A 24,357-nucleotide genomic window follows, 5' to 3' on the forward strand; every position below is an offset into this window, starting at 1 on the left:
GTCCCTCGCCTCATGCCCAGTTCCCCTTGGACATCAGCCCCAGAATCTCCAGCTGACGCCAGTTGATGTATTTCTCCGACCACTTGCACCACAGTTCCGGATCGTCTCTCAGGCTTTCGGCATAGGCCTTGTACTCCACACTCGCGGCATAATGTTGCCGCCGATCCAGCTCTTCCGCCGCCTTGGCGGAGAACGTGTCCAGAAACTTCGCGTGTAGCAGAATACCGCTCGCCTTCTCGCCGCCCCATTCATCATAGACCTGATTGAGTCCTCGCGGTAGAAGCATATGGGTCGAACTGACATAGGCGTAGCGACGATTCCATTTCACCAACGGGATCTTGTTCAGTGCCGGCGCCTTGGCCGGCTGGTCCCGAAAAAAGACACGCGCCCGCGGCCCCCCTTGTATCCACAGGTTGCCGAACTTCCTGTTCTTGTCGATCGTATAGTTCCCGGCGTCAAACCATGATGCGATCTCCATCGGGTTCTGCCCTTCCCGATACGGCTCCGCGTCAAGCCGACCCTTCGGATACATGTCGAGAAGCATCGCGCTGAACGACTTGATCGACGATGCATCAAGCCAGTCCGTCAAGGCCCGCAAAGGTCGGGTATCGCAGAAGGGATAAATCAGGAACTCATCAGGATCGACCACCAGACACCAGTGATTGTGCCCATACCGGAACTGCAGCCAGTTGAGCCAATCCACCCCGAACCGCGAGCGTTTGTAGCTGCGCGTCGTGGTCCAAAGCGACACATCCGGCTGATCGGCAAGATACTCGCGCGATCCGTCCGAGCTATTATTGTCCACGATCAGGAAATGATTGACGCCAAGATCTCGGTAGTATTGCAGGAAAAAAGGTAGCCGAACGCGTTCATTCCGCAGCGTGGAAAAGACAAGCAGGTCGTCGCGCCGGATATGATCCGTCCGGTCGGCTACACGGCGCAGCTCCCGCCGCTTGCGCATGGCCCGCACAAGCCATCGCCGCCGTTGAAGCCGAAGCCGATATGAATTCCAGACGCCCAAGCCCTACCCCTCTGCCCCGCTCAAACCCGCGTACATGATCCGGTATTCGGGTATCATGTGACGCTTAACACAGTCTTGAAATGATCTTCCCACCGCGGGGCGGAAAACCCTGTCCGACTGCACGGTCCCGATCTTGACCGCGTTTCTTCCGTCAGATCCCTGATTTTTCGCTCCCATAAATAACTATCTGACACGGTTGCGTAAATGGGAATATCGCCAAGGATTTCCCGCAGTACGGGAAGATCATTGCAGATCACCGGAATACCGAGTGCAGCGGCCTCAACCGGTGGCAGGCCGAACCCTTCCGCAAGGCTTGGAAACAAGAGTCCCCTTGCGTTCCGAAGCAGACCCCGCACCGCACCATCCGAAAGCCCGCCGAACTCATGGATAACGCGCCCGCGAAGTGGGTTGGAGTCCAGCCGCTCGAAAAACGCTGGCGCGCACCATCCGCGCCGTCCGCAAATCACCAGGTGCGGCAAATCCTCCACCCCGCGCTCTGCGGCCATCCTGTCCCACAAATCAAGAAGAAAAGCGTGGTTCTTGCGCGGCTCGATCGTCCCGAGGCACAGGAAATACGGCGCGGAAATATGTGGCACCGTCGCATTGTTCCCGTTTTCGGAACAATCCAGATCGACACCAAGATGCGCGGCATAGACCGGGGGCACGCGACCTTCCGCACCCAGATGACGGATCAGATTGGTCCGCGTTGCTTCTGAATTACACAGCAGTAAATCGGCATGAACGGATACCTGATGCAGGATCTTGCGAAGCCGTGGCTCGCTCTCGGGGCGCTGATACTGCGGATGATCAAGCGGAATCGTATCGTGTAGAAACACCACGATGGATGCCTGTGCGCCGTCCTTCAGCGCGCGCAGAACCCGCCGTGTCAGGTTGGAGTGGCCCACATTGTAATAGACCGCCCCACGCGGCAGGTTGCGTCGAAGCATCCGCTTCAATCCCGATGGCAGACAGCGCGCCGTGCAAAGGCGTCTCAGATCGCTTTCGGCGCGCCTTTGACCGGGGTCGATCCGCATCGCGCGGGCAAGTCGGTCCGCCGGACCCCACTCCTGCGCCCCGGTGAACCGTGCCAGCAGATCCCGCAACCCGGCCCGGTCCAACAGAACGTACCCAAGCCGCGTGCGCACCAGCCCGAACGCCGGCTCTGCCCGTCCGATCACGAACCGCAGATAAGCCAGCTCCACCCGGTCCACGCCGGTAGGTCTGCGTCCCGTGCGCCGGATCAGTCGGGACAGATCAATGATTCGGGCTGGTTTCGGGTCTGAGGCAGCATGTCCGGTCAGATCTCTGGACACATGCTTTCGCAAAGGGCTCCCCCCACTGTCACGCGCCTGCTATTCCGCAGCTTTTTCGAGTGCCAACCGTTCGTAGAGAAATGGAAGAAGCTCTCCCCGAAGATCTTCGCGCTCCAGCCCGAAGGCAATGGTAGCCTGAAGAAATCCGGCTTTTGACCCGCAATCGAACCGCTGTCCACGGAACCGGTAACCAAAAACCGGATCGCGTTCCTGAGCGATCTCATCGGCAATCGCATCGGTAAGCTGGATTTCCCCGCCCGATCCGGATTTGATCTTGTTGAGATTGCGCAGCACATTCGGAGTCAGAATATAGCGCCCGATCACCGCAAGGTTCGACGGTGACTCCCCTGGCGCGGGCTTTTCCACCATTCCCTTGACCGCCACCATGGAGCCCATGTCCTCGGCCACGTCCAGCATCCCGTATGACGATGTCTTGTCGTCCGGCACTTCCATCGCCGCGACCATGCAGCCGCCGGTTTCCTGATAGGCATCGACCATTTGCCTGAGGCAGGGCGTATCGGACGCGATCACGTCATCCGGCAGAATCACTGCAAAAGGCTCATCCGCAATGAGCCGTCGCGCACACCACACGGCATGGCCAAGACCAAGGGCGCGGTGCTGCCGGATGTAAGCGATGGCGCCGCTTTCCATGGTCGTCTTCTTGAGTGTCTCGAGCAATTCATGCCTGCCACTTTGTTTAAGTGCCTGCTCAAGAATTGGCGCCTGGTCGAAATAGTCCTCCAGGGCACTCTTGCCGCGCGATGTCACGAAAATGAATTCCTTGATGCCGGCCGCGCGCGCTTCGTCGATCGCATACTGGATCAGGGGTCTGTCCACCAGCGTCATGATCTCTTTGGGAATGGATTTGGTCGCGGGCAGGAAGCGCGTTCCAAGCCCCGCAACCGGGAAAATTGCCTTTGTTACTTTCCTACGCATTGTCGCCCAACCTCAAACATTCTTGATACGCGCGTGTAAGTCCGACCCTTAACACGGATGAGCGCCTTCACAACAAAGGTCTCATTGCCTTGTTGGGCCTGTCTCATTGGTTAGACAATACAATTGTGTCTAAATTTTTGTCATACTTTGTCACCGGACGCGATCACTATTGCGCCTGGTTTGCCAGCCCGAAGGCGACGCCGAAGAGTGACATGATGGTCCGTGCCGATCGGAAGGGCGATTCGGTGGCCATCACTGTGTCGTGAGGATGAATCTCGAACTTCCGCGCGGCAAAAAGCCCATCCGCGCTCGTCAGGTCTATCGTAAAGATCACTTCGGTCTTCTCCGGTCCGGTTCCATCCTGGCGCAATGCCGTTTCCGGATACTCACGCAGCACCAGAATTCCTTGCGGATTGGCGCTGCCTTCATTGAGCCCGCCCAACATGGACAGCGCCTCAAGCGCCATAACCTTTTCTGTTTCAAAGGATACCAGCCGCTGGGTCCCGGTGGCCCCAAGCGCGATGAAATACCTCTCATCCTCTTCGACGATCACCTTGTCGCCGCCCCGGAGGGTGACGTTGCGCTCTGAATCCGAAAACAGATCGGACGCGCGAATCTCATAGGTCTCGCGATCCCGAATCAGCCGCACGAGCGGGTTGTTGAGCGCGGGCGAAATGCCGCCGCCCTCCGCGAGCAGGCTGAGCAGGGTAAAGTTCCGATCCGGCAAGGGAACACTGCCTGGTTTCGCGACTCCACCCACCAGATCTACAGAATTGTATTGCCCGGATTGCATCTCGAGCTGCACTTGCGCGGTCGAAGCGATACCGCTCAACTCCTTCTGCAAATGCGCGCGCGCATCATCTGGCGTCATTCCCCGCACCAGCACTTCACCTACATAGGGAACGAAAATCGTGCCGCTTGAAGAGACGACGATGTTGCTAATCTCCACGTTTTTCTGCACGTTACTGGTCAGAAGGGAATTTTCCTGATTGTCCCAAATCGTCAGCTTCACCCGGTCGCCCTTGCGAATGACACTCGAGGCCGGACCCGGCCGGGCCTCGAACCAGCGGTAGTGCCCCTTCCAGCCCGTTGCAGGCCACTGCTTCAAACGCGGCAGGTTCGCCCGAGTCACCGGCTCCACAACAAAGCTCGCCTCCTCACCGGATTTCGTGGCCACAATTTCTGATTGAAGCGCAGCGCCACGCGGTAGGGAACAGGCTGCCAGAAACAGGGTTGCAAATGCCAGCAGGCCCAACTTGCCAATTTTCGCAGTCACGTTGTCCGATGCCCCCGTCTCTGTCCGTCGTCACTTTCATAGCGACAAGCCCCCACATGATACAACGGGTTTGTCACCTCATGTCCCGGTGCCACAAGGACCGTGGCAGCGCAGGCACGACTCGAGGGGCCTTGTGATGCGGGGAATCCTCATCCGGCGACCTCCCGAAACCTGTGACCGGGGCTCCAGCGGATGCTGCCGGATTCGGGGGATTCACGCTTCGTCTCGAGAACCGCAGAAAACCGCCAGTTTCAGCGCCTTGAGCGCGCAACCTGCTATTCAAAGCAGCAAACAGAAGATATACTGGCAGCTTAACATGGGTTTTGAGTATAATCAGTTTTGCTCTGTCGGCGTTTTTATTACTTCTACATCATTCGTGACGCCGGGCGCACCGCGACAACACGAGAATTGTAGGCGGCTCGAAGGATGGTTGGGATCTGGATGAATCTGTCTTTCTACTTCAATCTGACGCGGTCTCAGAAAAGCAAGATCCTTCTTGGATTTGACACGTTCTGGCTGATCGTATCCTTTTTCGGGGCGCAGTCGCTCATCCTCGGGGAATGGCCATGGCACGGCGACATGGCTAACAGCCTGACCTATCTGGCGATCGTGCTTCCAACTGCGCTCTGTTTTATCGTGTTTTTCGGCGTTCACCGCGTAAAGCTCAATGCTTATGGAATGCAGGGCATGGTCGAGACGGCGGCGCTCGCGATAGTCGTCGGAGCATGTGCTCTGGCGAGCAGTCACCTGCCCTATGTGCGAAATGTGCTGACACCCTTGCCGGTGCCGGTTTTTGTCGTGTTCTCCATGCTGTTTCTCATCCTGTCGGTGACCGGTCGCCTCCTGCTGCGCGAAATCGTGCTGCACATCTACCGCAGCGTGCAGAATCGAAAGCGGGTTCTGATCTACGGGGCGGGCCAGACCGGGCAACAACTCGCCGCAGCTCTGCTGACCGACAATGAATTTGAAGCGATCGGTTTTGTCGACGACAATCCCGTATTGCAAAACCTCACCATTGGCGGGCTTCGCGTCGACTCCCCCAAGAACCTCCGCAAACTCGTGGAGCAGTTGGACGTCAACCGAATCGTGCTTGCCATGCCATCGGCAAGCCAGCATGTGCGCATGCGAATTGCACAGGATCTGCGCGGCCTTGGCTGCGAGGTTCATGCCGTGCCCTCCTTTGCCGAGATGGTCCTGCGCGGCGACAACGCCGCTCAATCCGTCGCCCCCATCGCCGCCGCAAGCCTGCTTGGGCGCGACGGTCTTGAGGCAGACCTTCCCGTTGTCAACGGAACGTATCAGGCGCGTCGGGTTCTCGTCACCGGCGCGGGCGGCTCCATCGGATCGGAGTTGTGCCGACAGCTTCTGGCCTGCAATCCCTCCATCCTTGTTCTGCTCGATCACAGCGAACTCGCGCTCTACAACATGCTGCGCGAACTGACGGATCTCGCTCCCAACCTGCCGATCGAGCCGGTGCTCGGGAGCATATGCCAGTACGACATGATGCTTGATGTGATCAAGCGATACCAGATTGATGTAATTTTCCACGCCGCTGCCTACAAGCATGTGCCGCTGGTCGAAGACAACTCCATTGAGGGGCTGCGCAACAACGTGTTTGGCACCCGCAATGTGGCAGAGGCCGCGCGGGTTCTGGAGGTGGATCGCTTCATCCTCGTCTCTTCGGACAAGGCGGTGCGCCCCACGTCCATCATGGGCGCGTCGAAGCGTCTCGCGGAACTGGTGGTGCAGGATCTCGCCACCCGCAGCACGAAAACCTGTTACTCCATGGTGCGTTTCGGGAATGTACTTGGCTCCTCCGGCTCGGTCATTCCACTCTTCGAGGATCAGATCAGGCGTGGCGGCCCCGTCACCGTGACCCATTCCGACGTGACACGCTATTTCATGACCGTATCCGAAGCGGTGCGCCTTGTGCTTCTGGCCGGCAGCTTTGCCCGGGGCGGCGATGTCTTCGTGCTCGACATGGGCAAACCCGTGATCATCCGCGATCTCGCCCGCAAGATGATCGAAAGCGCCGGTTACACCGTTCAGGACAAGAACAACCCCGATGGCGATATCGGGATCGAGATTACCGGCCTGCGCCCCGGTGAAAAAATGCACGAAGAGCTTCTGATCGGAACCGAACAGCCCAACACCCCGCATCCAAAGATTCTTCGGGCGCAGGAAACCGGTCTTTCGGAACTGGAAGTGGCCAATGCGCTTCAGGACCTGCGTCGCGCCATCGACGCACGCGATGCCGACATGGCCCGGGCCGTGATCCGCCGCTGGGTCGAAATCGGCACCCGAGACGAAAGCAAGAACCTCATCAATCAGTAGCGGGCCTGCGTCCGTAATACTCTCGGTACCAAGCAACGAACCGGGCCACGCCGTCCTCTACCGGGGTGGAGGGGCGCCTGCTTGTCAAATCCTCCAGAAGATCCGCCGCCGCCCACGTCGCGGGCACGTCCCCCGCCTGCATCTCCATGAAGTTCTTTTCCGCTGTCCGGCCGGTCGCGGCCTCCACAGCTTCGACAAACCGCATGAGCGGCACGGAATCGCCATTGCCGATGTTGACCACGCGCCACGGCGCCACCGGGCTCAGGCTATCGACACCACTCACGGCACCACGCCCGTCAGCCTGCGGCGGCACTGCGTCGATCAGGGCCAGGATTCCCGCCACCAAATCGTCGATATAGGTGAAATCGCGCCGCATATTGCCATGATTGTAGATATCGATCGGCCGTCCCTTCAGGATCGCGCTGGTAAACTTGAAAAGCGCCATATCCGGTCGCCCCCACGGGCCATAGACCGTGAAGAACCGGAACATCGTGACCGGCAGACGATAGAGGTGGGCGTAGGAATGCGCCATCGCCTCATTTGCCTTCTTGGTCGCGGCATAAAACGACAGTTGCCAGTCCGCACGATCCGTCTCGCGGTAGGGCATATCCTCGTTCGCACCATAGGCCGAGGATGTGGAAGCCAGAAGCATATGCGCCGGGGGGAAGGCACGCGCCGCCTCCAGCAATTCGAACGTACCCAAAAGGTTCGCCTCCACGTAGGAGCGCGGGGCCTCTATCGAATAGCGCACCCCCGCTTGCGCGGCGAGGTGCACCACCACGTCGGGGCGCTCCTCCTCGAAGAGTGAAAGCAGCCGCCCCGGCTCTTCAAGGCGCGCCTCGACCGAGGTGAAATTCTCATGCGTCTCCAGACCTGCGTGCCGGTCGCGTTTGAGCGTGACATCGTAATAGTCGGTCATCGCGTCGAGCCCGATCACGCGCCATCCCGCATCCAGAAGCGCCCGCGCGGTGTGAAATCCGATAAACCCTGCCGATCCCGTCACCAGCGCCGTTCTGTGTATTGCCATTGCCTGTTCCGTCTTCTGTTATTCGTCCGGCAGCCCGCGCTGCATCGCCACGCGCCGCCGCTCCTGCCTCACCCGGCGTCCGAAGCGCCAGAATCGGAAAAGGGGTTGCTCACGCTCAGACCGCCCGAAAAGGCCGCCGGACTGTTCCCAGTATCCAGCCTCCCGGAATCGCACCCGATGATAAAGCGCCGTGGGTGAAAACAGCATGAGCGTCACGATCCTTCCCGATGCCGCGAGTTCCGCCGCCTTCCTGCGCAACGCCTGCCGCCTCCAGATTCGCCCCGAGATCAGAACGCTTCGCCCGCCGGGACGTCCCGGAAAGGGACGGAACCCCTCGGCGGCACGCGGAAGGGGGGGCTGGCTGCGCAGCTCGCGCGCCTGCCCGTCCTGCCACCCCGTGCGCAGCCCGCGCAGAAGACGGCGCACTGCGCCCGGCTCCAGCCGGCCGGCGACCATATGCGAAACAAGCCGCCGACGCTGCTCCGCTTGAAAACGCGCCCATGCCCCGGCCTGCTCATTCTGCGGCGCGTGCTTGCGCAGGAACACCGCGAAACTTGCCCCCATCTGGTGCAAATCGCGCGGCACTCGATCCGCGCGGCGTCGCTCGCTTGAAAGATAGCCGTGATGCACCTCAGCCAATGGAACGATGGCCGTGGCCAGACCATCCGCAGCCAGTCGCAGGTTCATGTCGGTTTCATCAAGGAAGAACCGGAAGGCCGGATCGAAACCGCCCATATTGGCAAGGATATCGCGCCGCGCGGCCATATTGGTGCCCTCGGTCTTGATCGCCCTCTCCGCATTTGGAAAAAGGACGACAGGCCGATCCCCCGTCACCTCAAGCGCGCGCGTCTGCGCAAGCCGGTCCACCGACTGCGCCCGCCACTGGAACGCAATCCCGTTGCGCCCGCGCACGAACCCACCGGCCGCCGCAACCCGCGGCTCGGCAAACGGCGCCGTCAGATGCCAAAGCCACGTCGGCTCCGCCACTGCATCATCGTCGATGAAGGCGACCACCTCGCCCGTCGCCGCCGCGATACCGCGATTGCGTGCCGCCGATATATTGGCGTCCTGATAAGGCACCAGCTTGAGATGCTCTGCGAACGGCAGTGCCTCCGCCGCCGCGATTCCGCCCGGATCGGCCACCACAATGATCTCGAATGCGGGGTGCATCTGTTGCGACAGCCCTTTCAGGCATAGCCGAAGCGCCGCGGGCCGTTCCCGGGACACCACCACCACGCTGACCGGACACTGGCTCACACTGCTACGCCTTCTGAAGCTCCACCCCGGGGGCATGTGCAATGAAGAACGGGTTGGCAAACTCCGCCTTGCCATAGGTCAGAAGGCTGTGATCGTCGAACCGCACGACCGAGCCCCCGGCCCCCAGAAGCACTGCATGCCCCGCCGCGGTATCCCATTCCATCGTTCGACCGAGCCGCGGATAGAGATCGGCCTCCCCCGTCGCCACAAGACAGAACTTGAGAGATGATCCCGCGCTCTTGGAATCTTTCACCGCGTATTTGCCGATGTAGTCGTCGGTCGCCTGATCGCGGTGCGATTTCGACGCGACGACCATCAGCGCGCCATTGTCGGGCTTTGATACTTGTATCGGCGTCACATCGCCCGGCGCGACCTTGTCAAAGGGTCCGGTCTCTTCCACCGACTGCCCCTCCGGCCGGGTATAGAACATGCGTTCCTTCGCCGGTGCATAGACAACGCCGCGCAGCGGCATGCCGTTTTCGACATAGGCGATATTGACGGTGAAATCTCCACGTCGGTTTATGAATTCCTTGGTGCCGTCCAGCGGATCGACAATCAGGAAAGTGTCACCCTGCGCCATGTGGCTGTCGGCCTGTTCCTCCGTCACAAGCATCGCGTCCGGAAACGCCGCACGCAACCCGTCCGAAATGATCTCATCCGCCGCTTCATCGGCCACCGTCACCGGGCTGTCGTCCAACTTCAGCTTCACGTCGAAATCGTCCGAATTGTAGATCTCCATGATCTTGTCCCCCGCTTCGAGGGCAAGCCGGCGCATGACGGGAATGAGTGTTGTGTAGTTCAAGAGACTCTCCTGCACGGATTTGTTTGAATAATGGCCTTTGCCCCCTTATGCTCCGGTCGTAACGGAACGGCAAGAATTCCATGTCAAACCGAGCCCAACAGCAGGGGTCTTGAGGCAATGTTTCAGAAAACGCTTCCCAGGACGACACTGGGTTCGGTCATCGTGCTCGCCGAGCTGACCTACCATGCCGTTGTTCGCAGTGTGCGCAAGACCCACGGCAATGCGATCATGTCGATCCTCATCAACATCGTTCAGGCGGTGATGTTCGTGCTTGCCTTCTATGTCATGTTCTCAGTGCTGGGGTTGCGGGGCACTGCCCTGCGTGGCGATTTTCTTCTGTATATAATGAGCGGGATTTTCCTGTTTCTGACGCACAACCGCACGCTCGGCGCGGTGGTCGGGTCCGAAGGGCCGTCTTCGCCGATGATGAAACACGCGCCGATGAACACGATCATCGCCATCGGGGCCGCCGCCTTCGGGGCGCTTTACATTCAGGTGCTGTCGCTTGCGGCGATCCTGTTCGTCTACCACGCCGCCTTTACCCCGCTGGAGATCAATCAGCCGATCGCGACCTTCGGCATGCTGCTTCTGGCATGGTTTACCGGGTTGGCGATCGGGGTGCTGCTGCTCGCGCTGAAGCCATGGTTCCCCACCTTCGTGCAGATCGCCACCACCGTTTATCAGCGTGCCAACATGATCGCATCGGGCAAGATGTTCGTGGCCAACACGCTGCCGGGCTTCATGCTTGCCATGTTCGACTGGAACCCGCTGTTTCATTGCATCGACCAGGCGCGCGGCTTTGCCTTCATCAACTATTTTCCGCGCTACAGTTCGGTGGAATATCCCCTGATCGTGGGCACCATCCTTCTGATGATCGGCCTGATGGGGGAGTTCTATACAAGACGCCGCGCCTCCATGAGCTGGGAAGCCCGGCGCTGAGCCGCCGGTCGCGCTACGCCGACACCCGCCGCCTCGCGGACACCTAGGCAACCACGCGCAGGGTCAGGTTGATTCGTCCTCCCTTCGGTAAAAGACGCGATGTGCCAAACCGGATTCGATCCACCCCGTGATAGGCCAGACGCGCCGCTCCCCCCATCACCACGACATCGCCGGACGCAAGCCAGATCGACTCCGTCTTGCCGCCTCGCGTCGTATTGCCCATTCGAAACAGGGCGTCATCGCCGAGCGACACGGACACCACCGGAAAACCGAAGTCCCCTTCGTCGCGGTCCTGATGAAGACCCATCCGGGTGTCCTCGCCGTAGAAGTTGATCAGGCAGCAATCGGGCGCACGCTCAACCCCGCTGACTGCATCCCAGATGGCAAGCACGTCCTGCGGGATCGGCGGCCAGTCCACGCCCGACGGACGGCGCGGCTCATATCGGTATCCGCGCCGATCCGTCACCCAGCCCACCCGGCCGGCCGAAGTCATCCGAACCGACATCTGCTTGCCCGATGGCGTTACAGGCCGGACCAGCGGCGCGTATTCCACAACTTCGCGGATGGCGCCGAGGACGGTGGCCTGCTCCGCCTGCCCGAGAAGACCCTTGTGGATCTCGAACCCCCTGATCCGAAGCTGCTCAGCCATGTCTGCGCCTCAGGTGCCGAAAATTGCCCGTATTTAACGCCGCCCCCCTCTGCGAGGTGCTTGCAGCGCCGATTTCCCCTCCCTATATACCCTCCGAAACGTGATCGTCCAAAGGGTCGGTCATGAAAGAGTCCGGGGACGGATGCCGAAACGGGTCCGGCCTCGAAACATCGCCTAAGTCAGAAGGGATCAGAAATGAGCAAAGTGATTGGGATCGACCTCGGGACAACCAACTCCTGTGTGGCCATCATGGATGGGGCACAATCGAAGGTCATCGAGAATTCGGAAGGGTCCCGCACGACCCCCTCGATTGTCGCCTTCACCGAGAATGAGCGCCTTGTCGGCCAGCCGGCCAAACGTCAGGCGGTCACCAACCCCGAAAATACCATCTTTGGCGTGAAGCGCCTGATCGGCCGCCGCGTGGACGATGCCGAAGTCACCAAGGACAAGAAGATGGTCCCGTTCAAGATCATGGACGGTGGCAACGGCGACGCCTGGGTTGAGGCGCGTGGCGAAAAGTATTCACCCTCCCAGATTTCCGCCTTCATCCTCGGCAAGATGAAGGAGACCGCCGAATCCTATCTCGGCGAAGAGGTGACGCAGGCCGTCATCACCGTGCCGGCCTACTTCAACGACGCTCAGCGTCAGGCCACCAAGGATGCGGGCAAGATCGCCGGGCTGGAGGTGCTGCGGATCATCAACGAACCGACCGCCGCCGCGCTGGCCTATGGCCTCGACAAGAAAGAGACACACACCATCGCCGTCTATGACCTTGGCGGCGGTACCTTCGACGTCACGATCCTTGAGATTGACGATGGTCTGTTCGAAGTGAAGTCCACCAACGGGGACACTTTCCTCGGCGGTGAGGATTTCGACATGCGAATCGTCAACTACCTCGCCGATGAGTTCAAAAAGGAAAACGGCGTCGATCTCAGCCAGGACAAGATGGCCCTCCAACGCCTGAAAGAGGCCGCCGAGAAGGCCAAGATCGAACTGAGCTCCACCACCCAGACAGAGATCAACCAACCGTTCATCTCCATGGGCGCCAACGGCCAGCCGCTGCACCTGGTGATGAAACTCACCCGCGCCAAGCTGGAATCGCTGGTGGGCGACCTGATCAAGTCGTCGATGAAGCCCTGCCAGGCCGCATTGAAGGATGCCGGGATCTCGGCCTCCGATGTGGATGAGGTGGTTCTCGTGGGCGGCATGACCCGCATGCCCAAGGTCATGGAGGAAGTGACCAAGTTCTTCGGCAAGGAGCCGCACAAGGGCGTAAACCCCGACGAGGTGGTTGCTCTGGGCGCCGCGATTCAGGCCGGCGTTCTGCAAGGCGACGTGAAGGATGTGGTCCTGCTCGACGTGACTCCGCTCTCGCTCGGCATCGAAACGCTGGGCGGCGTGTTCACCCGGCTGATCGACCGCAACACCACGATCCCGACGAAGAAATCGCAGGTCTTCTCCACCGCCGAGGACAATCAGAACGCCGTGACCATCCGCGTGTTCCAGGGCGAGCGCGAAATGGCCTCCGACAACAAGATGCTCGGTCAGTTCAATCTTGAGGACATTCCACCCGCACCGCGCGGCATGCCCCAGATCGAGGTGACGTTTGACATCGACGCCAACGGCATCGTGAACGTCTCCGCCAAGGACAAGGGCACCAACAAGGAACAGAAGATCACGATTCAGGCGTCCGGCGGCCTCTCGGAAGAGGATATCGAGCGCATGGTCAAGGACGCCGAGGAGAATGCCGAGGCGGACAAGACCCGCAAGGAACTCGTGGAGTCCAGAAACCAGGCCGAAAGCCTCATCCACACGACAGAGAAGTCGCTGGAAGAGCATGGCGACAAGGTCGACCCCACCACGGTGGAGGCAATCGAACTGGCCATTGCCGCGCTCAAGGACGATCTCGAAGGCGACAACCCCGAGAAGATCAAGTCCGGTATTCAGAACGTCATGGAATCCTCCATGAAACTGGGTGAGGCGATCTACAAGGCGAGCCAGGAAGAGGACGGCGGCGATGATTCCGCCTCCACGGACGATGCGACCGGTCCGGGCGACGACGATATCGTCGATGCCGACTTCGAAGACCTGGACGACGAAAACAAGCGCTGATGCGCCCAACGTCGGAACCGACAGGGGCCGGTCCGGTTGCCGGACCGGCCTCTCTCATTCCGGCATAAAGGAGTGACCCATGGCAAAACGTGACTTCTACGATGTGCTTGGCGTCAGCAAGGGTGCATCCGCGGACGAGATCAAGAAGGCATATCGCAAGAAGGCCAAGGAACTGCATCCCGACCGCAACAAGGATGACCCCGAGTCCGAGGCACAGTTCAAGGAAGTGAACGAAGCCTACGAGATTCTGAAGGACGCCGAAAAAAAGGCCGCCTACGATCGCTTCGGTCATGCTGCATTTGACGGCGGCATGGGCGGTGGCGGTGGCGGCGGCGCCCATCCCGGTGGATTCCGTGGCGGACCCGGCGCTCAGGGCGATTTCGCTTCCGCCTTCTCGGATGTGTTCGACGATCTGTTCGGAGATTTCATGGGCGGTCGCGGTGGCGGTGGACGTCAGCGCGCCGCGCGCGGCTCCGACCTGCGCTACAACATGCGCATCACGCTGGAAGAGGCGTATTCCGGCCTTCAGAAAACCATTCAGGTGCCCACCTCCGTGCCCTGCGACGCCTGTGACGGATCGGGCGCCGAAGGCGGCGCCGAACCCACAACCTGCCCGACCTGTTCGGGCATGGGCAAAGTCCGCGCGCAGCAGGGTTTCTTCACCGTCGAACGCACCTGTCCCACATGCTCTGGACTTGGCCAGATCATCAAGAATCCTTGCCGCTCCTGCGGTGGACAGGGACGTGTGGAAAAGGATCGCGCGCTCAACGTGAACATCCCCGCAGGGGTGGAAACCGGCACTCGCATCCGCCTCGCCGGAGAGGGAGAAGCCGGGATGCGCGGTGGTCCGCCTGGCGATCTTTATATCTTCATCGAGGTTGCCCCGCACGAGATCTTTCAGCGCGAAGGCAACGACCTGTTCTGCCGCGTTCCCGTCTCCATGAGCGCAGCGGCCCTCGGCGGTGATATTGAGGTGCCGACGATCGACGGCGGGCGAAGCCGGGTGAAGATCCCGCCGGGGTCGCAGTCGGGACGCCAGATGCGCCTGCGCAGCAAGGGGATGCCGGCCCTGCGTGGTGGCGGCTCTGGCGACATGTTCATCGAACTGGCGGTGGAAACCCCAGTGAACCTCACGTCCCGTCAAAAGGAACTCCTGCGAGAGTTCGCCGCCGAGAGCGAGGACAACAATCCGGAGAGCAAGAGCTTCTTCTCTTCGGTAAAAAGTTTCTGGGACAGCATGAAGGGCTGAAGCTCTCACCATGTCGAAACGGAAAAGGCCGGGCTGTCCAAAGCCCGGCCTTTTTCATTTCCATCGCGGTGGAGGGGTCCCCGTGTCATGCGACCCATTTCCGCCCGGGCGCGCGAAGTCACCACCGACGTATTACCGACAAAATACCGACGTTATACCGACGTGCCATTTTCGACGTTTCGCGGGATTTGTTAACCCTTCGCTAACCTTGCTTCGGCAGTCTGCGGCCATGTCCGATACGCGCGCCTTTTCCGAAATGCCCCTGCCGCTGTTCAACGCGGAAGAGGCCCCGGAAACGCCGCTCAAGTCGGGCAGACTTCCCTCCTACATTCGCGACCACCGCGCGAGGCTCCGTGACCGCTTTCTCTCAGGCGGCGCGGACGCCATGCCGGACTATGAACTGTTGGAACTCATCCTGTTCCGCGCCATTCCGCGGCGGGATGTCAAACCGCTCGCGCGGCAACTTCTCGACCGTTTCGGCGGTTTCAATCAGGTTCTGTCGGCCCCGGCGCCACGCCTGCGGGAGGTGCAGGGTGTGGGCGATGCGGTCGTCACCGAACTCAAGATCGTGGAGGCCGCGACCCACCGTATGGCCCGATCCCGCGTGCTGGGCCAACAGGTGCTTGGCTCCTGGGATGCGCTTCTGGATTATTGCCGCACATCAATGGCTTACCGGGAGATTGAGCAATTTCGCATTCTTTACCTCGACCGCAAGAATATCTTGATCGCCGATGAGGAACAGGCCCGCGGCACAGTCGACCATGTTCCGGTCTACCCGCGCGAGGTGGCCAAGCGCGCACTCGAACACAACGCTTCCGCCATGATCCTCGTGCACAACCATCCCTCCGGCGATGTGACACCGTCACAGGCTGACATAAGCATGACAGAACAGGTGGAGCGGGCCTGCAACGTGCTCGGCATCACCCTTCACGATCACCTCGTCATAGGCAAAAGCGGCGAGTTCAGCTTCAGAAGCGAGGGTCTGCTTTAACGCAGCCAGACTTCCACCCGACGATTCACCTGCCGGCCCCATGCGCTGTCATCGCAAGCCATCGGCATCGCCTCTCCGAAGGCTGCCACCTGCGTCGAAAGCAGCTCACGATCTACAGCTTCCGCCGCCTCCAGAACCGCCTTGCGCACCGCCTCGGCCCGCTTCTGCGCAATCTCCCGGTTCCCGGTTGCCCGACCCAACCCGTCACTGAACCCCACAAACAGGATCTCCCGCTCATCATAGGTCCCGGCCTCCAGTCCTCGCGCCAGCAAAAGCACGTTGGATCGGGATTGCGCGTCAAGCCGCGCGGACCCTGCCTCGAATCGGAACGACGTTGTCAGCCGGTCACGCGGTGCCAGAAGTTTGACCATACTCTGCAATTCGCGCAGCGAGATCTCTTCCCCTGCCGCCGAAATCGCATTGATAAATCGATCTCCCTGAAGCGTCACCGGCACCTCTTCCGGTGTCTGGTCCACAAAGCCGGCACGTCGTATCACGATCTGCGCAGCAGGACCTACCGCATAGGACAGAAAGGCGCGCGCCAGTTTCGGCAACCGCCGCGCGGGCAGGTAAAGAAACATCGGTGCGGTGAGAGGATAGTCCTCTGTCTTGATACTGCGCCGTGCCGCCGAGAGCGTGAAGCCGCAGCCCCCCGAAAGGTCCAGCACGCGGGCAGCACCCGTGTTCGAAAAGGCGGACATGCCAATGGCGAAGGGGGCCCGCGACACCGCCGAGATCAAGTCGTCGGGGGTTTCATGTCGCTTGATCTGGCTGCTGAGGGACAGCTCCGCAGGTTGCATCAACTGATCCTCAACCGCCTGCGTCAATCCAGATTTTCTGGTCAGTAGGTGAAGGTCGATCGGCGCATCCGGACCTCCCAGAATCTTCCAGCTATCGATTTCCCCGGCAAAGACCCGCGCCAGCGTTCCTGGGGAAATGTCACGCACCGGATTACCCGGTGCAACCACAGGAACCAACCCATCAAGCGCGAGCACATGACTGCGTCGTGGATCGGTCAAGTCGCCCAAGCCCGCCTCATAGCCGCGCGTGGCTTCCTTCTCCCGTATTTCGCGCAGTGACATGACGATGTCGGCCTCATTGGCAAGAAGGTCGGCAAACCCCTCATCCGCATTGCTTGCGTGAATCAAAAATTTGACCAGCAGTTTGCCCGTCTCCCGATCGCTCAGGTGGTATTCGAAACGCCGCGCCTCCTTGGAAACCCGCGTCACCCCGTATTGATTGCGCAGCGCGAACGCCTCGACCAGAGCGGGTAGAAGCACCTCGGCCATCCCTGCGCTACCTGAGATGCGGATCTCCGCCACATAGTCGAGAAGGCTGGGACAGGCCGGCCCTTCGCAGCGTACGCCTGTGCCATCCACAGTCAGTTCGCCATAGATGGTTTCGACACGATAGAACTGCCCGTCAAAGCCAAGCAACGTGCCCGAGATCTCTACCGCACCATCATACGATGTCAGCGTGATGTCCTGTGCGACGGCCTGTGAATACAGACCGGTAAAGCAAAGGAAAAGTGCGGCGCGAAACGCCGCACGTAATTGCACCATGGGGTCACCCGAAGCTGCCTATTTCTTGCTGGCGATTGTCAGGTCTTCGAGCAGGTTTTTCAACACAAGAAAATCCCCTGTGGCCGCACATTCCGGCACGTCGAGTGTCAGATCACGCATCCGGGGCTTTTCTCCTCCATGCAACTCAATGATCTGTGCCACAAGCTCGCTTTCACAGTTGGCCTCGATCACCTCGGCCTCTATCCGCAGCGCAATCGTGCCATCGCGTTTTGCCTGCTGGTGAGGAAAGGTATAGACCTCGGCAAGTCTGGCGTCAGGGACTTCGACATTGCCCAGTAGGGTAATGAAACCGCCCCGTCCCTCTGCCACAGACTGAAGGTCGCGTGGTGCACCCTTCCAGACATGGCCGTCACCGCCATAGCTCGCGCCGTATTCCATCGCGTGAAGCTGCAAGCCACTCTCTCCACGCCATTGCAACACCGCCCTGTCATAGTAGGGCAGGGATGAAACTCGCGTTTGTGCCACCGCCCCTTCGCCATTGGCAAAGGACGCAATGTAGACCGCATTCTCGGACAAAGCAGGCACCGTGAGCTCAAGGCTGCCGTCCTGTCCGGTCACAACGGTGAACATCATTCCGCTGTGATGAATGGTCGCGCGCTCGTCACCCAGACAATCGGCACTAAGCGTCAGCGTTACCATCGCTGCCGGGGCCGGCTCCGCCACCAGCACGACGGGACAACCAAGACTTGGTGTTGGCTCCTCATCCGGCAGATCACCAAGCCCATCGAGTTGCGCCGCAACCCGTATCGCAGGCGGTTTCGGCAGAGTCTCGGGCTCTGCCCGTTCGGCCGGAGGAGTCGGAAGAAACGCGGTTGGCGTCACCCCGGTCAGCGAAAGGTCCGCCGTGCGCGGTTCCGCACGGGAGTTGTGACTGCTTTGTTCAGGTTTCGGGTTCGACGCGGGTGGTTTGTTTGTTTTCCCCCTGGCGTCAGCTGCGCGACTCGCCTCCGCAGATTGCATCGCAAAGGAAATCGACATGGCAGCGCAGAATGTCGTGAACGCGAGCAAATAGCGCCGGGTGCTATCCTTTAATTTCATCTATATCTCCAAACTCGTACGGCCCCGGGTCTCCTTTTTGCAAAAAAATGGGGCGCCTATATGGCGCCCCTTTGATCAAAACCTGATGCGGGTTCATGTCGAATCATTCCGATCCGACGCGCCTTGGCGTCAAGACAATCGCCCATGGCAATGTTTGAACTTCTTGCCCGATCCACAAGGACAGGGTGCATTCCGCCCCGGGTTGCCCCATGTGGCGGGATCGTTCTCGTCAAACCCGGCCAATACGGGCTCCTCTGTCTTCTCGTCGTCTTCCGGACCTTGCGGCTTGGCCGCAGCCTGTATCTGCGACTGCTGAGCTTGCATGTCCGCGACCATCGCCTGCTGCTCTTCTTCGCTCATGGGGCGAATCTGGGCCAGGCTACGGGTCACATCCTCACGCAAACTGTCGAGCATCGATTCGAATAACTGAAACGACTCACTTTTATATTCGTTGAGAGGATCACGCTGCGCATAACCACGAAAACCGACAACACTGCGCAGATGCTCCAGCGTCAGAAGGTGCTCACGCCATTTGTTGTCGATGGTCTGTAGCAGGATTTGCTTCTCGATCATCCGCATGTTTTCCGGGCCGAACTGGCTGGTCTTCTTTGCCATGAGCTCATCGGCCGCATTCTCGAGACGTTCCCGGATGGCATCATCGTCCACGCCTTCCTCGTTCGCCCACGCGATCACCGGCACGTCGATTCCCAACTGCTCCAGCACCGCAGCATAAAGCCCCTCTGTGTCCCACTGGTCAGCAAAGGTCTTGGGCGGCATGAAACGATGCACCAGATCGCCAATCACCTCGTGTCGCATGTCCTGCGTAATCTCGCTGATATCCTGCGCTTCCATGATCTCACGGCGCTGGCTGAAGATCACCTTGCGCTGCTCGTTCATCACATCGTCGAACTTCAGAAGCTGCTTGCGGATGTCAAAGTTACGCCCCTCGACCTTCGCCTGCGCCCGCTCCAACGATTTGTTCACCCAAGGGTGAACAATGGCCTCGCCTTCCTTCATCCCCAATGTATTGAGCACTTTCTCAAGCCGCTGAGATCCGAAAATCCGCATCAGGTCATCTTCCAGCGACAGGAAGAATGCCGACCTGCCAGGGTCGCCCTGCCGCCCGGACCGACCACGAAGCTGATTGTCGATGCGGCGGCTTTCATGCCGTTCGGTCGCGAGCACGAAAAGACCACCTGCTGCGATCACAGCCTCTTCGTCGGCCTTGTGCTCTGCTTCGATCTTCTCGCGGATCTCATCGGGGTGGGCATCGGGATCGGCGGCGATAGCCTCCATTACCTTGAATTCAACATTCCCGCCCAGCTTGATATCGGTTCCACGCCCGGCCATGTTGGTGGCGATTGTTACCGCACCAAGCTTACCGGCATCCGCGATAATCTGCGCCTCCTGCTCATGTTGGCGGGCGTTAAGGACATTGTGCGGAATCCCTTCCTTCTTCAGAAGGTCGCTGAGGAATTCAGATTTCTCGATCGAGGTCGTACCCACAAGCGTCGGCTGCCCCTTGGCGTGGGCTTCTTTGATCGACTCGACGACGGCATCGTATTTTTCGCGCGCCGTGCGATAGACCGCGTCGTCCTCGTCGATCCGCGCGATCGGCATGTTGGTCGGAACCTCGACCACGCCAAGACCATAGATCTCCGCGAATTCTTCGGCTTCCGTGGTTGCCGTGCCGGTCATCCCTGCAAGCTTGTTATAGAGCCGGAAATAATTCTGAAACGTCACCTGTGCCAGGGTCACGTTCTCGGGCTTGATCGTGCAGCCTTCCTTGGCCTCAATCGCCTGATGCAACCCGTCGGACAGACGCCGCCCCGCCATCATTCGCCCGGTAAACTCGTCGATCAGGACGACTTCTCCATCGCGGACAATGTAATCCTTGTCGCGGGTAAAGAGTTTGTGCGCACGAAGCCCTTGATTTACGTGGTGAACAATCGTGGTGCTTTCCGGATCGTAAAGTGATTGGTCTTCGGGCAGGATACCGCGCGCATGCAAATGCTGCTCCAGATAGTCGTTGCCTTCGTCGGTAAAGGTGACATTGCGGGTCTTTTCGTCGATCGTATAGTGATCTTCCTGTAAATCCGGGATGATCTTGTCGACCGCAGTATAAAGATCGCTGCGATCCTGCGCCGGGCCTGAAATGATCAGCGGCGTCCGCGCTTCGTCGATCAGGATGGAATCCACCTCGTCCACGATGGCGAAATTATGCGCGCGCTGGAACATCTCGGACAACTCGGCCCGCATGTTGTCTCGCAGATAATCGAACCCCAATTCGTTATTGGTGGCGTAGGTGATGTCAGCGGCATAGGCCGCCCTCTTCTCTTCCTCCGGCTGTTGCGGGTAGATCACGCCGGTTGTCATGCCAAGCGCACCATAGACCTTGCCCATCCACTCGGCGTCCCGCTTGGCAAGGTAGTCGTTGACCGTGACGATATGCACACCCTTGCGTGTCAATGCGTTGAGATAGGCTGGAAAGGTCGCCACAAGCGTCTTGCCCTCACCTGTCTTCATCTCTGCGATATTACCGCGATGCAGAAACAAACCACCCAAGAGCTGGACATCGAATGCCCGCAAGCCCAATGCGCGTTGCGCCGCCTCACGGCAGTTGGCGAAGGCTTCGGGCAAGAGTGAATCGAGGCTTTCGCCCGCTTTGGCACGGCTTGAAAGGTCTTCGGTTCTTTCCTTGATCTGCTCATCGCTCAGGCTTTGGAATTCCGGCTCAAGGGCGTTGATCTTGTCGATGATGGGTTTGGCGGCCTTGATCTTCCGGTCGTTCGGCGTGCCGAAGACCTTTCGTGCCAAATTTCCAATACCCAACATGTGTTTTCGTCCCTCGTTGACATCATCATGTGCCGCAATGCTTGCCCGTCTCTTGGCCAGCCCATACAAACGGCGGCGAGACGGCCTCTTGCAATGGCCCTAGGGCGATGTAAGGGGCTGGTGTAACAGTGTCAACGTCGCCAACCTACGCGGCCATGGCCCGGCAACAAACTAAGGATGATTCGATGTCTAAACAGCTCAGGTTCCTGTGGATCGCCATATTCAGCGTGTTTCTCGCCACGCCCACACTGGCTGACGAAACCGCCGACGCCGACACCGTGGTCGCCACCATCAACGGTGACGAAATCACGCTCGGTCAGATGATCCTCGTGCGCAACTCCCTGCCCGATCAGTATGATCAGCTCGCCGACGACGTTCTTTTCGATGGCATTCTCAATCAGCTCGTGCAGCAGGCCGTCCTCGCGCAGTCGTTCACCGGCGATCCACCACGCCGCGTCGAGCTTGCGCTCGAGAATGAACGCCGCTCACTTTTGGCCGCCGAAGCGGTGGAAAACCTGTTGGGCGACTCCATAACCGATGAGGCGGTTCAATCCTACTACGATGACAAGTATGTCGATTTCGAGGGTGGGCGTGAATTCAATGCCTCCCATATCCTTGTCGAGACCGAAGAGGAAGCCGCCGCGATCCGTAGTGAGATCGTAAACGATGGCGCTGAATTTTCCGCGATGGCAGAAGAGAAATCCACCGGCCCCTCCGGCCCCTCGGGTGGCAAGCTTGGCTGGTTTGGTCCCGGTCAGATGGTCCAACCCTTCGAGGAGGCGCTAAAGGAGCTTGAAGTGGGCGAGGTCTCCGACCCCGTGCAGACGCAGTTTGGCTGGCACCTGATACTCCTTAACGAGACCCGCCTTCAGGAGGCGCCGGTGCTTGAGGATGTTCGCGACGAGATCGTGGCCGAGATGCAGAAACAGGCCGTGGATGACCGCATCGCCGAACTGACCGAGGCTGCGGACATCGACCGCTCGGGCGCGCAGAGCATTGATGACCCCACCGTGCTCAAGAACATCGGCTTGCTGGAGAACTGACCATGGCAGAGATCACTGCGGTCTCTCCGCTCGCACCCGCGGGTTTTCCCGTCTTGCCGGAGATCGGCGGAGTGGAATTTTCCGCCGTCGCCGCAGGTGTGAAGTATCAGGGTCGCAAGGATGTGACCCTGATCCGTCTCTGCAAGGGGACGACGCTGGCAGGGGTGTTTACCCGCTCTGCCACCCGGTCCGCCCCGGTCCGCGACTGCCAAGCCAAGATCGGGCTGGACAGTGCCGCTGGCGCCGCGATCATCGTCAATTCGGGGAATGCCAACGCCTTCACTGGCCGGAACGGTGAAGAGGCGACGCGCATCGTCACGTCCGCCGTCGCGGCTTGCCTCGATCTACCCGAATCGCGTGTCTTCTCATCCTCGACCGGCGTGATTGGGGAACCGCTGCCTCACGAACGGATCACCGCCAAGCTGAAAGAGGCTCGCGCGGCTCTTTCCCCGTCCGCAATCCGCGACGCTGCCGAGGGCATCCGCACCACTGACACTTTTCCCAAAGGGGCCGGCGCAGAGGTCGAGATTGATGGAAAGCGGATCAGGATAGCGGGCATTGCCAAGGGTTCCGGCATGATCGCGCCCGACATGGCAACCATGCTTGTCTATATTTTCACCGACGCAAGGATCGCCCGCCCGCTGTTGCAAGACATGCTGGCGGAGCTGACCAATCTGACCTTCAACAACATCACCGTCGATAGCGACACCTCCACATCCGACACGCTGCTGCTCGGTGCAACCGGCGTTTCCGGTGTGGACATTACGACTCCTACCGGCCCCTTCCGTGACGCGCTTCATGGTGTGATGCTCGATCTGGCCCATCAGGTCGTGCGCGATGGCGAAGGGGCGACGAAGTTCGTCGAAGTCGCCGTTACCGGCGCCGAAACCGACTCAGACGCCCGCACCCACGCGCTGTCCATTGCAAATTCACCACTGGTCAAGACCGCCGTCGCGGGCGAAGATCCTAACTGGGGGCGCGTCGTCATGGCCATCGGTAAGTCCGGTGCCACCGCCGACCGTGATCGGCTCACCATACGCTTTGGCGATATTCTTGTTGCCGAGAATGGCTGGGTTTCACCCGAGTACCGCGAAGAGGACGGCGCCGCATACATGCGGAATCCCGAATTGGAAATCGGCGTCGATCTGGGCCTCGGGTCCGGCGAGGCCACGGTCTGGACCTGCGATCTGACGCACGGCTACATCTCGATCAACGCGGATTACCGCTCGTGAAGATCGTTCTTGTGTCGGCTGTGGCGTTGATAGACCGTGACGGGCGCGTCTTGCTAGCCCAACGACCAGCGGGAAAATCCATGGCCGGACTATGGGAGTTTCCTGGCGGCAAGGTGGAATCAGGCGAGACCCCGGAGGCCGCGTTGATTCGGGAACTGGAGGAGGAGTTGGGTATTGGCACATGGCAAAGTTGCCTCGCGCCGCTCACCTTCGCCTCACATAGCTATGAAACGTTTCATCTGCTGATGCCACTCTTCGCCTGCCGAAAATGGGAGGGAATCCCGGAATCTCGCGAAGAACAAGCACTGAAGTGGGTTTTTCCGCGCAACTTGCGCGATTTTCCGATGCCCCCCGCGGATATTCCGCTAATACCCATTCTCCGGGATTGGCTATAGAAATCTACTATGTCTTGGGTCTTTGTCCAAATATTGCGCACAATATTGAAATTGCATCTTCGCAAATCGGAGAATCCACGGTAATGTGACACTCATGTGAAAGAACGCTGTGTTTTAGTATCCTAACAGTTTCAACGTTCAACTTGGTCAATACCTATGGGGAGGATTTGACATGTTGCGCACGATTACACTGGGTAGCCATATCCTTGTTCAGGGACTCTTCGTCCGTAGCCTTCCGGATGGCCGAATCTGTGTTCAGGTCGGCAAGAAGATGTATTCCGGCCTGCCTGTCATTGCGAAGGCAAGTTGACCGCTCACGGATTTA

General features: G+C 59.7%; 19 protein-coding genes and 1 pseudogene. 9 read left to right on the top strand and 11 right to left on the bottom strand.

Annotation, left to right across the window (positions count from 1 at the left end; genetic code table 11):
- Positions 1-10 precede the first annotated feature (10 nt).
- The 4 genes from BMW66_RS01450 to BMW66_RS01465 all read right to left on the bottom strand — a co-directional run bounded on the left by BMW66_RS01450 (position 11) and on the right by BMW66_RS01465 (position 4,525).
- Complete coding sequence (locus BMW66_RS01450; RefSeq protein ID WP_175483132.1) at positions 11-961, bottom strand: glycosyltransferase family 2 protein; 951 nt, start codon at positions 959-961, stop codon at positions 11-13.
- Between the two features lie 113 nt (positions 962-1,074).
- Positions 1,075-2,334 carry a glycosyltransferase family 4 protein gene (locus tag BMW66_RS01455; protein WP_245729281.1) on the bottom strand — a complete coding sequence of 420 codons (1,260 nt, stop codon included), beginning with the start codon at positions 2,332-2,334 and terminating at the stop codon, positions 1,075-1,077.
- A 39-nt stretch (positions 2,335-2,373) separates the two neighbouring features.
- Complete coding sequence (galU, locus tag BMW66_RS01460) at positions 2,374-3,270, bottom strand: UTP--glucose-1-phosphate uridylyltransferase GalU (RefSeq protein WP_093114853.1); 897 nt, start codon at positions 3,268-3,270, stop codon at positions 2,374-2,376.
- A 166-nt stretch (positions 3,271-3,436) separates the two neighbouring features.
- Entirely contained in the window at positions 3,437-4,525 is a 1,089-nt protein-coding gene (locus tag BMW66_RS01465) for a polysaccharide biosynthesis/export family protein (RefSeq protein WP_342741832.1), read from the bottom strand.
- 462 nt (positions 4,526-4,987) lie between these two features.
- Here BMW66_RS01465 and BMW66_RS01470 point away from each other — a divergent pair, with 462 nt between their 5' ends.
- Complete coding sequence (locus tag BMW66_RS01470; RefSeq protein WP_093114854.1) at positions 4,988-6,880, top strand: polysaccharide biosynthesis protein; 1,893 nt, start codon at positions 4,988-4,990, stop codon at positions 6,878-6,880.
- Here the strand turns inward: BMW66_RS01470 and BMW66_RS01475 are convergent.
- From BMW66_RS01475 to cysQ, 3 genes are read right to left on the bottom strand one after another with little or no spacing between them, the layout of a single operon-like run.
- The gene (locus BMW66_RS01475; RefSeq protein ID WP_093114855.1) at positions 6,870-7,907 is read right to left on the bottom strand and encodes an NAD-dependent epimerase/dehydratase family protein; all 1,038 of its coding nucleotides are present in this window, start codon (positions 7,905-7,907) and stop codon (positions 6,870-6,872) included. The two genes, BMW66_RS01470 and BMW66_RS01475, sit on opposite strands and share 11 nt — an antisense overlap.
- Positions 7,908-7,925: 18 nt before the next feature.
- Complete coding sequence (locus tag BMW66_RS01480) at positions 7,926-9,164, bottom strand: glycosyltransferase family 2 protein (protein ID WP_245729282.1); 1,239 nt, start codon at positions 9,162-9,164, stop codon at positions 7,926-7,928.
- 4 nt (positions 9,165-9,168) lie between these two features.
- Entirely contained in the window at positions 9,169-9,966 is a 798-nt protein-coding gene (gene cysQ / locus BMW66_RS01485) for a 3'(2'),5'-bisphosphate nucleotidase CysQ (RefSeq protein WP_093114857.1), read from the bottom strand.
- Positions 9,967-10,083: 117 nt separating this feature from the next.
- Here cysQ and BMW66_RS01490 point away from each other — a divergent pair, with 117 nt between their 5' ends.
- Complete coding sequence (locus BMW66_RS01490) at positions 10,084-10,905, top strand: ABC transporter permease (RefSeq protein WP_093114858.1); 822 nt, start codon at positions 10,084-10,086, stop codon at positions 10,903-10,905.
- Positions 10,906-10,948: 43 nt separating this feature from the next.
- On the opposite strand, the gene BMW66_RS01495 is transcribed toward BMW66_RS01490, so the two are convergent.
- The gene (locus tag BMW66_RS01495; protein WP_093114859.1) at positions 10,949-11,554 is read right to left on the bottom strand and encodes an alpha-ketoglutarate-dependent dioxygenase AlkB family protein; all 606 of its coding nucleotides are present in this window, start codon (positions 11,552-11,554) and stop codon (positions 10,949-10,951) included.
- A 186-nt stretch (positions 11,555-11,740) separates the two neighbouring features.
- Here BMW66_RS01495 and dnaK point away from each other — a divergent pair.
- The 3 genes and pseudogenes from dnaK to radC all read left to right on the top strand — a co-directional run.
- Positions 11,741-13,666, top strand: a pseudogene (gene dnaK / locus BMW66_RS01500) (molecular chaperone DnaK); the annotation flags it as partial.
- 79 nt (positions 13,667-13,745) lie between these two features.
- Entirely contained in the window at positions 13,746-14,915 is a 1,170-nt protein-coding gene (dnaJ, locus tag BMW66_RS01505) for a molecular chaperone DnaJ (protein WP_093114861.1), read from the top strand.
- Between the two features lie 229 nt (positions 14,916-15,144).
- Positions 15,145-15,906, top strand: a complete 762-nt coding sequence (gene radC / locus BMW66_RS01510; RefSeq protein WP_093114949.1) for a RadC family protein — start codon at positions 15,145-15,147, stop codon at positions 15,904-15,906.
- On the opposite strand, the gene BMW66_RS01515 is transcribed toward radC, so the two are convergent.
- From BMW66_RS01515 to secA, 3 genes are all read right to left on the bottom strand, one after another.
- Positions 15,903-17,468, bottom strand: a complete 1,566-nt coding sequence (locus BMW66_RS01515; RefSeq protein WP_093114862.1) for a phosphate ABC transporter substrate-binding/OmpA family protein — start codon at positions 17,466-17,468, stop codon at positions 15,903-15,905. The two genes, radC and BMW66_RS01515, sit on opposite strands and share 4 nt — an antisense overlap.
- Positions 17,469-17,486: 18 nt before the next feature.
- The gene (locus BMW66_RS01520; protein WP_139196103.1) at positions 17,487-18,311 is read right to left on the bottom strand and encodes a translocase; all 825 of its coding nucleotides are present in this window, start codon (positions 18,309-18,311) and stop codon (positions 17,487-17,489) included.
- Positions 18,312-18,656: 345 nt separating this feature from the next.
- Complete coding sequence (secA, locus tag BMW66_RS01525) at positions 18,657-21,362, bottom strand: preprotein translocase subunit SecA (RefSeq protein ID WP_093114864.1); 2,706 nt, start codon at positions 21,360-21,362, stop codon at positions 18,657-18,659.
- Between the two features lie 185 nt (positions 21,363-21,547).
- On the opposite strand from secA, the gene BMW66_RS01530 reads away from it, so the two are divergent.
- The 4 genes from BMW66_RS01530 to BMW66_RS20250 all read left to right on the top strand — a co-directional run bounded on the left by BMW66_RS01530 (position 21,548) and on the right by BMW66_RS20250 (position 24,342).
- A complete protein-coding gene (locus BMW66_RS01530; protein ID WP_093114865.1) occupies positions 21,548-22,405 on the top strand; it encodes a peptidylprolyl isomerase in 858 nt (285 codons plus the stop codon).
- Positions 22,406-22,407: 2 nt separating this feature from the next.
- On the top strand, positions 22,408-23,637 hold the full coding sequence (gene argJ / locus BMW66_RS01535; RefSeq protein ID WP_093114866.1) for a bifunctional glutamate N-acetyltransferase/amino-acid acetyltransferase ArgJ: 1,230 nt from the start codon (positions 22,408-22,410) through the stop codon (positions 23,635-23,637).
- The gene (locus BMW66_RS01540) at positions 23,634-24,032 is read left to right on the top strand and encodes a (deoxy)nucleoside triphosphate pyrophosphohydrolase (RefSeq protein WP_093114867.1); all 399 of its coding nucleotides are present in this window, start codon (positions 23,634-23,636) and stop codon (positions 24,030-24,032) included. Before argJ ends, BMW66_RS01540 begins: the two co-directional genes overlap by 4 nt.
- Positions 24,033-24,204: 172 nt before the next feature.
- Complete coding sequence (locus BMW66_RS20250; protein WP_093114868.1) at positions 24,205-24,342, top strand: hypothetical protein; 138 nt, start codon at positions 24,205-24,207, stop codon at positions 24,340-24,342.
- The last annotated feature ends 15 nt before the right edge of the window (positions 24,343-24,357 follow it).

Source organism: Salinihabitans flavidus (assembly GCF_900110425.1).
GTDB lineage: Bacteria > Pseudomonadota > Alphaproteobacteria > Rhodobacterales > Rhodobacteraceae > Salinihabitans > Salinihabitans flavidus.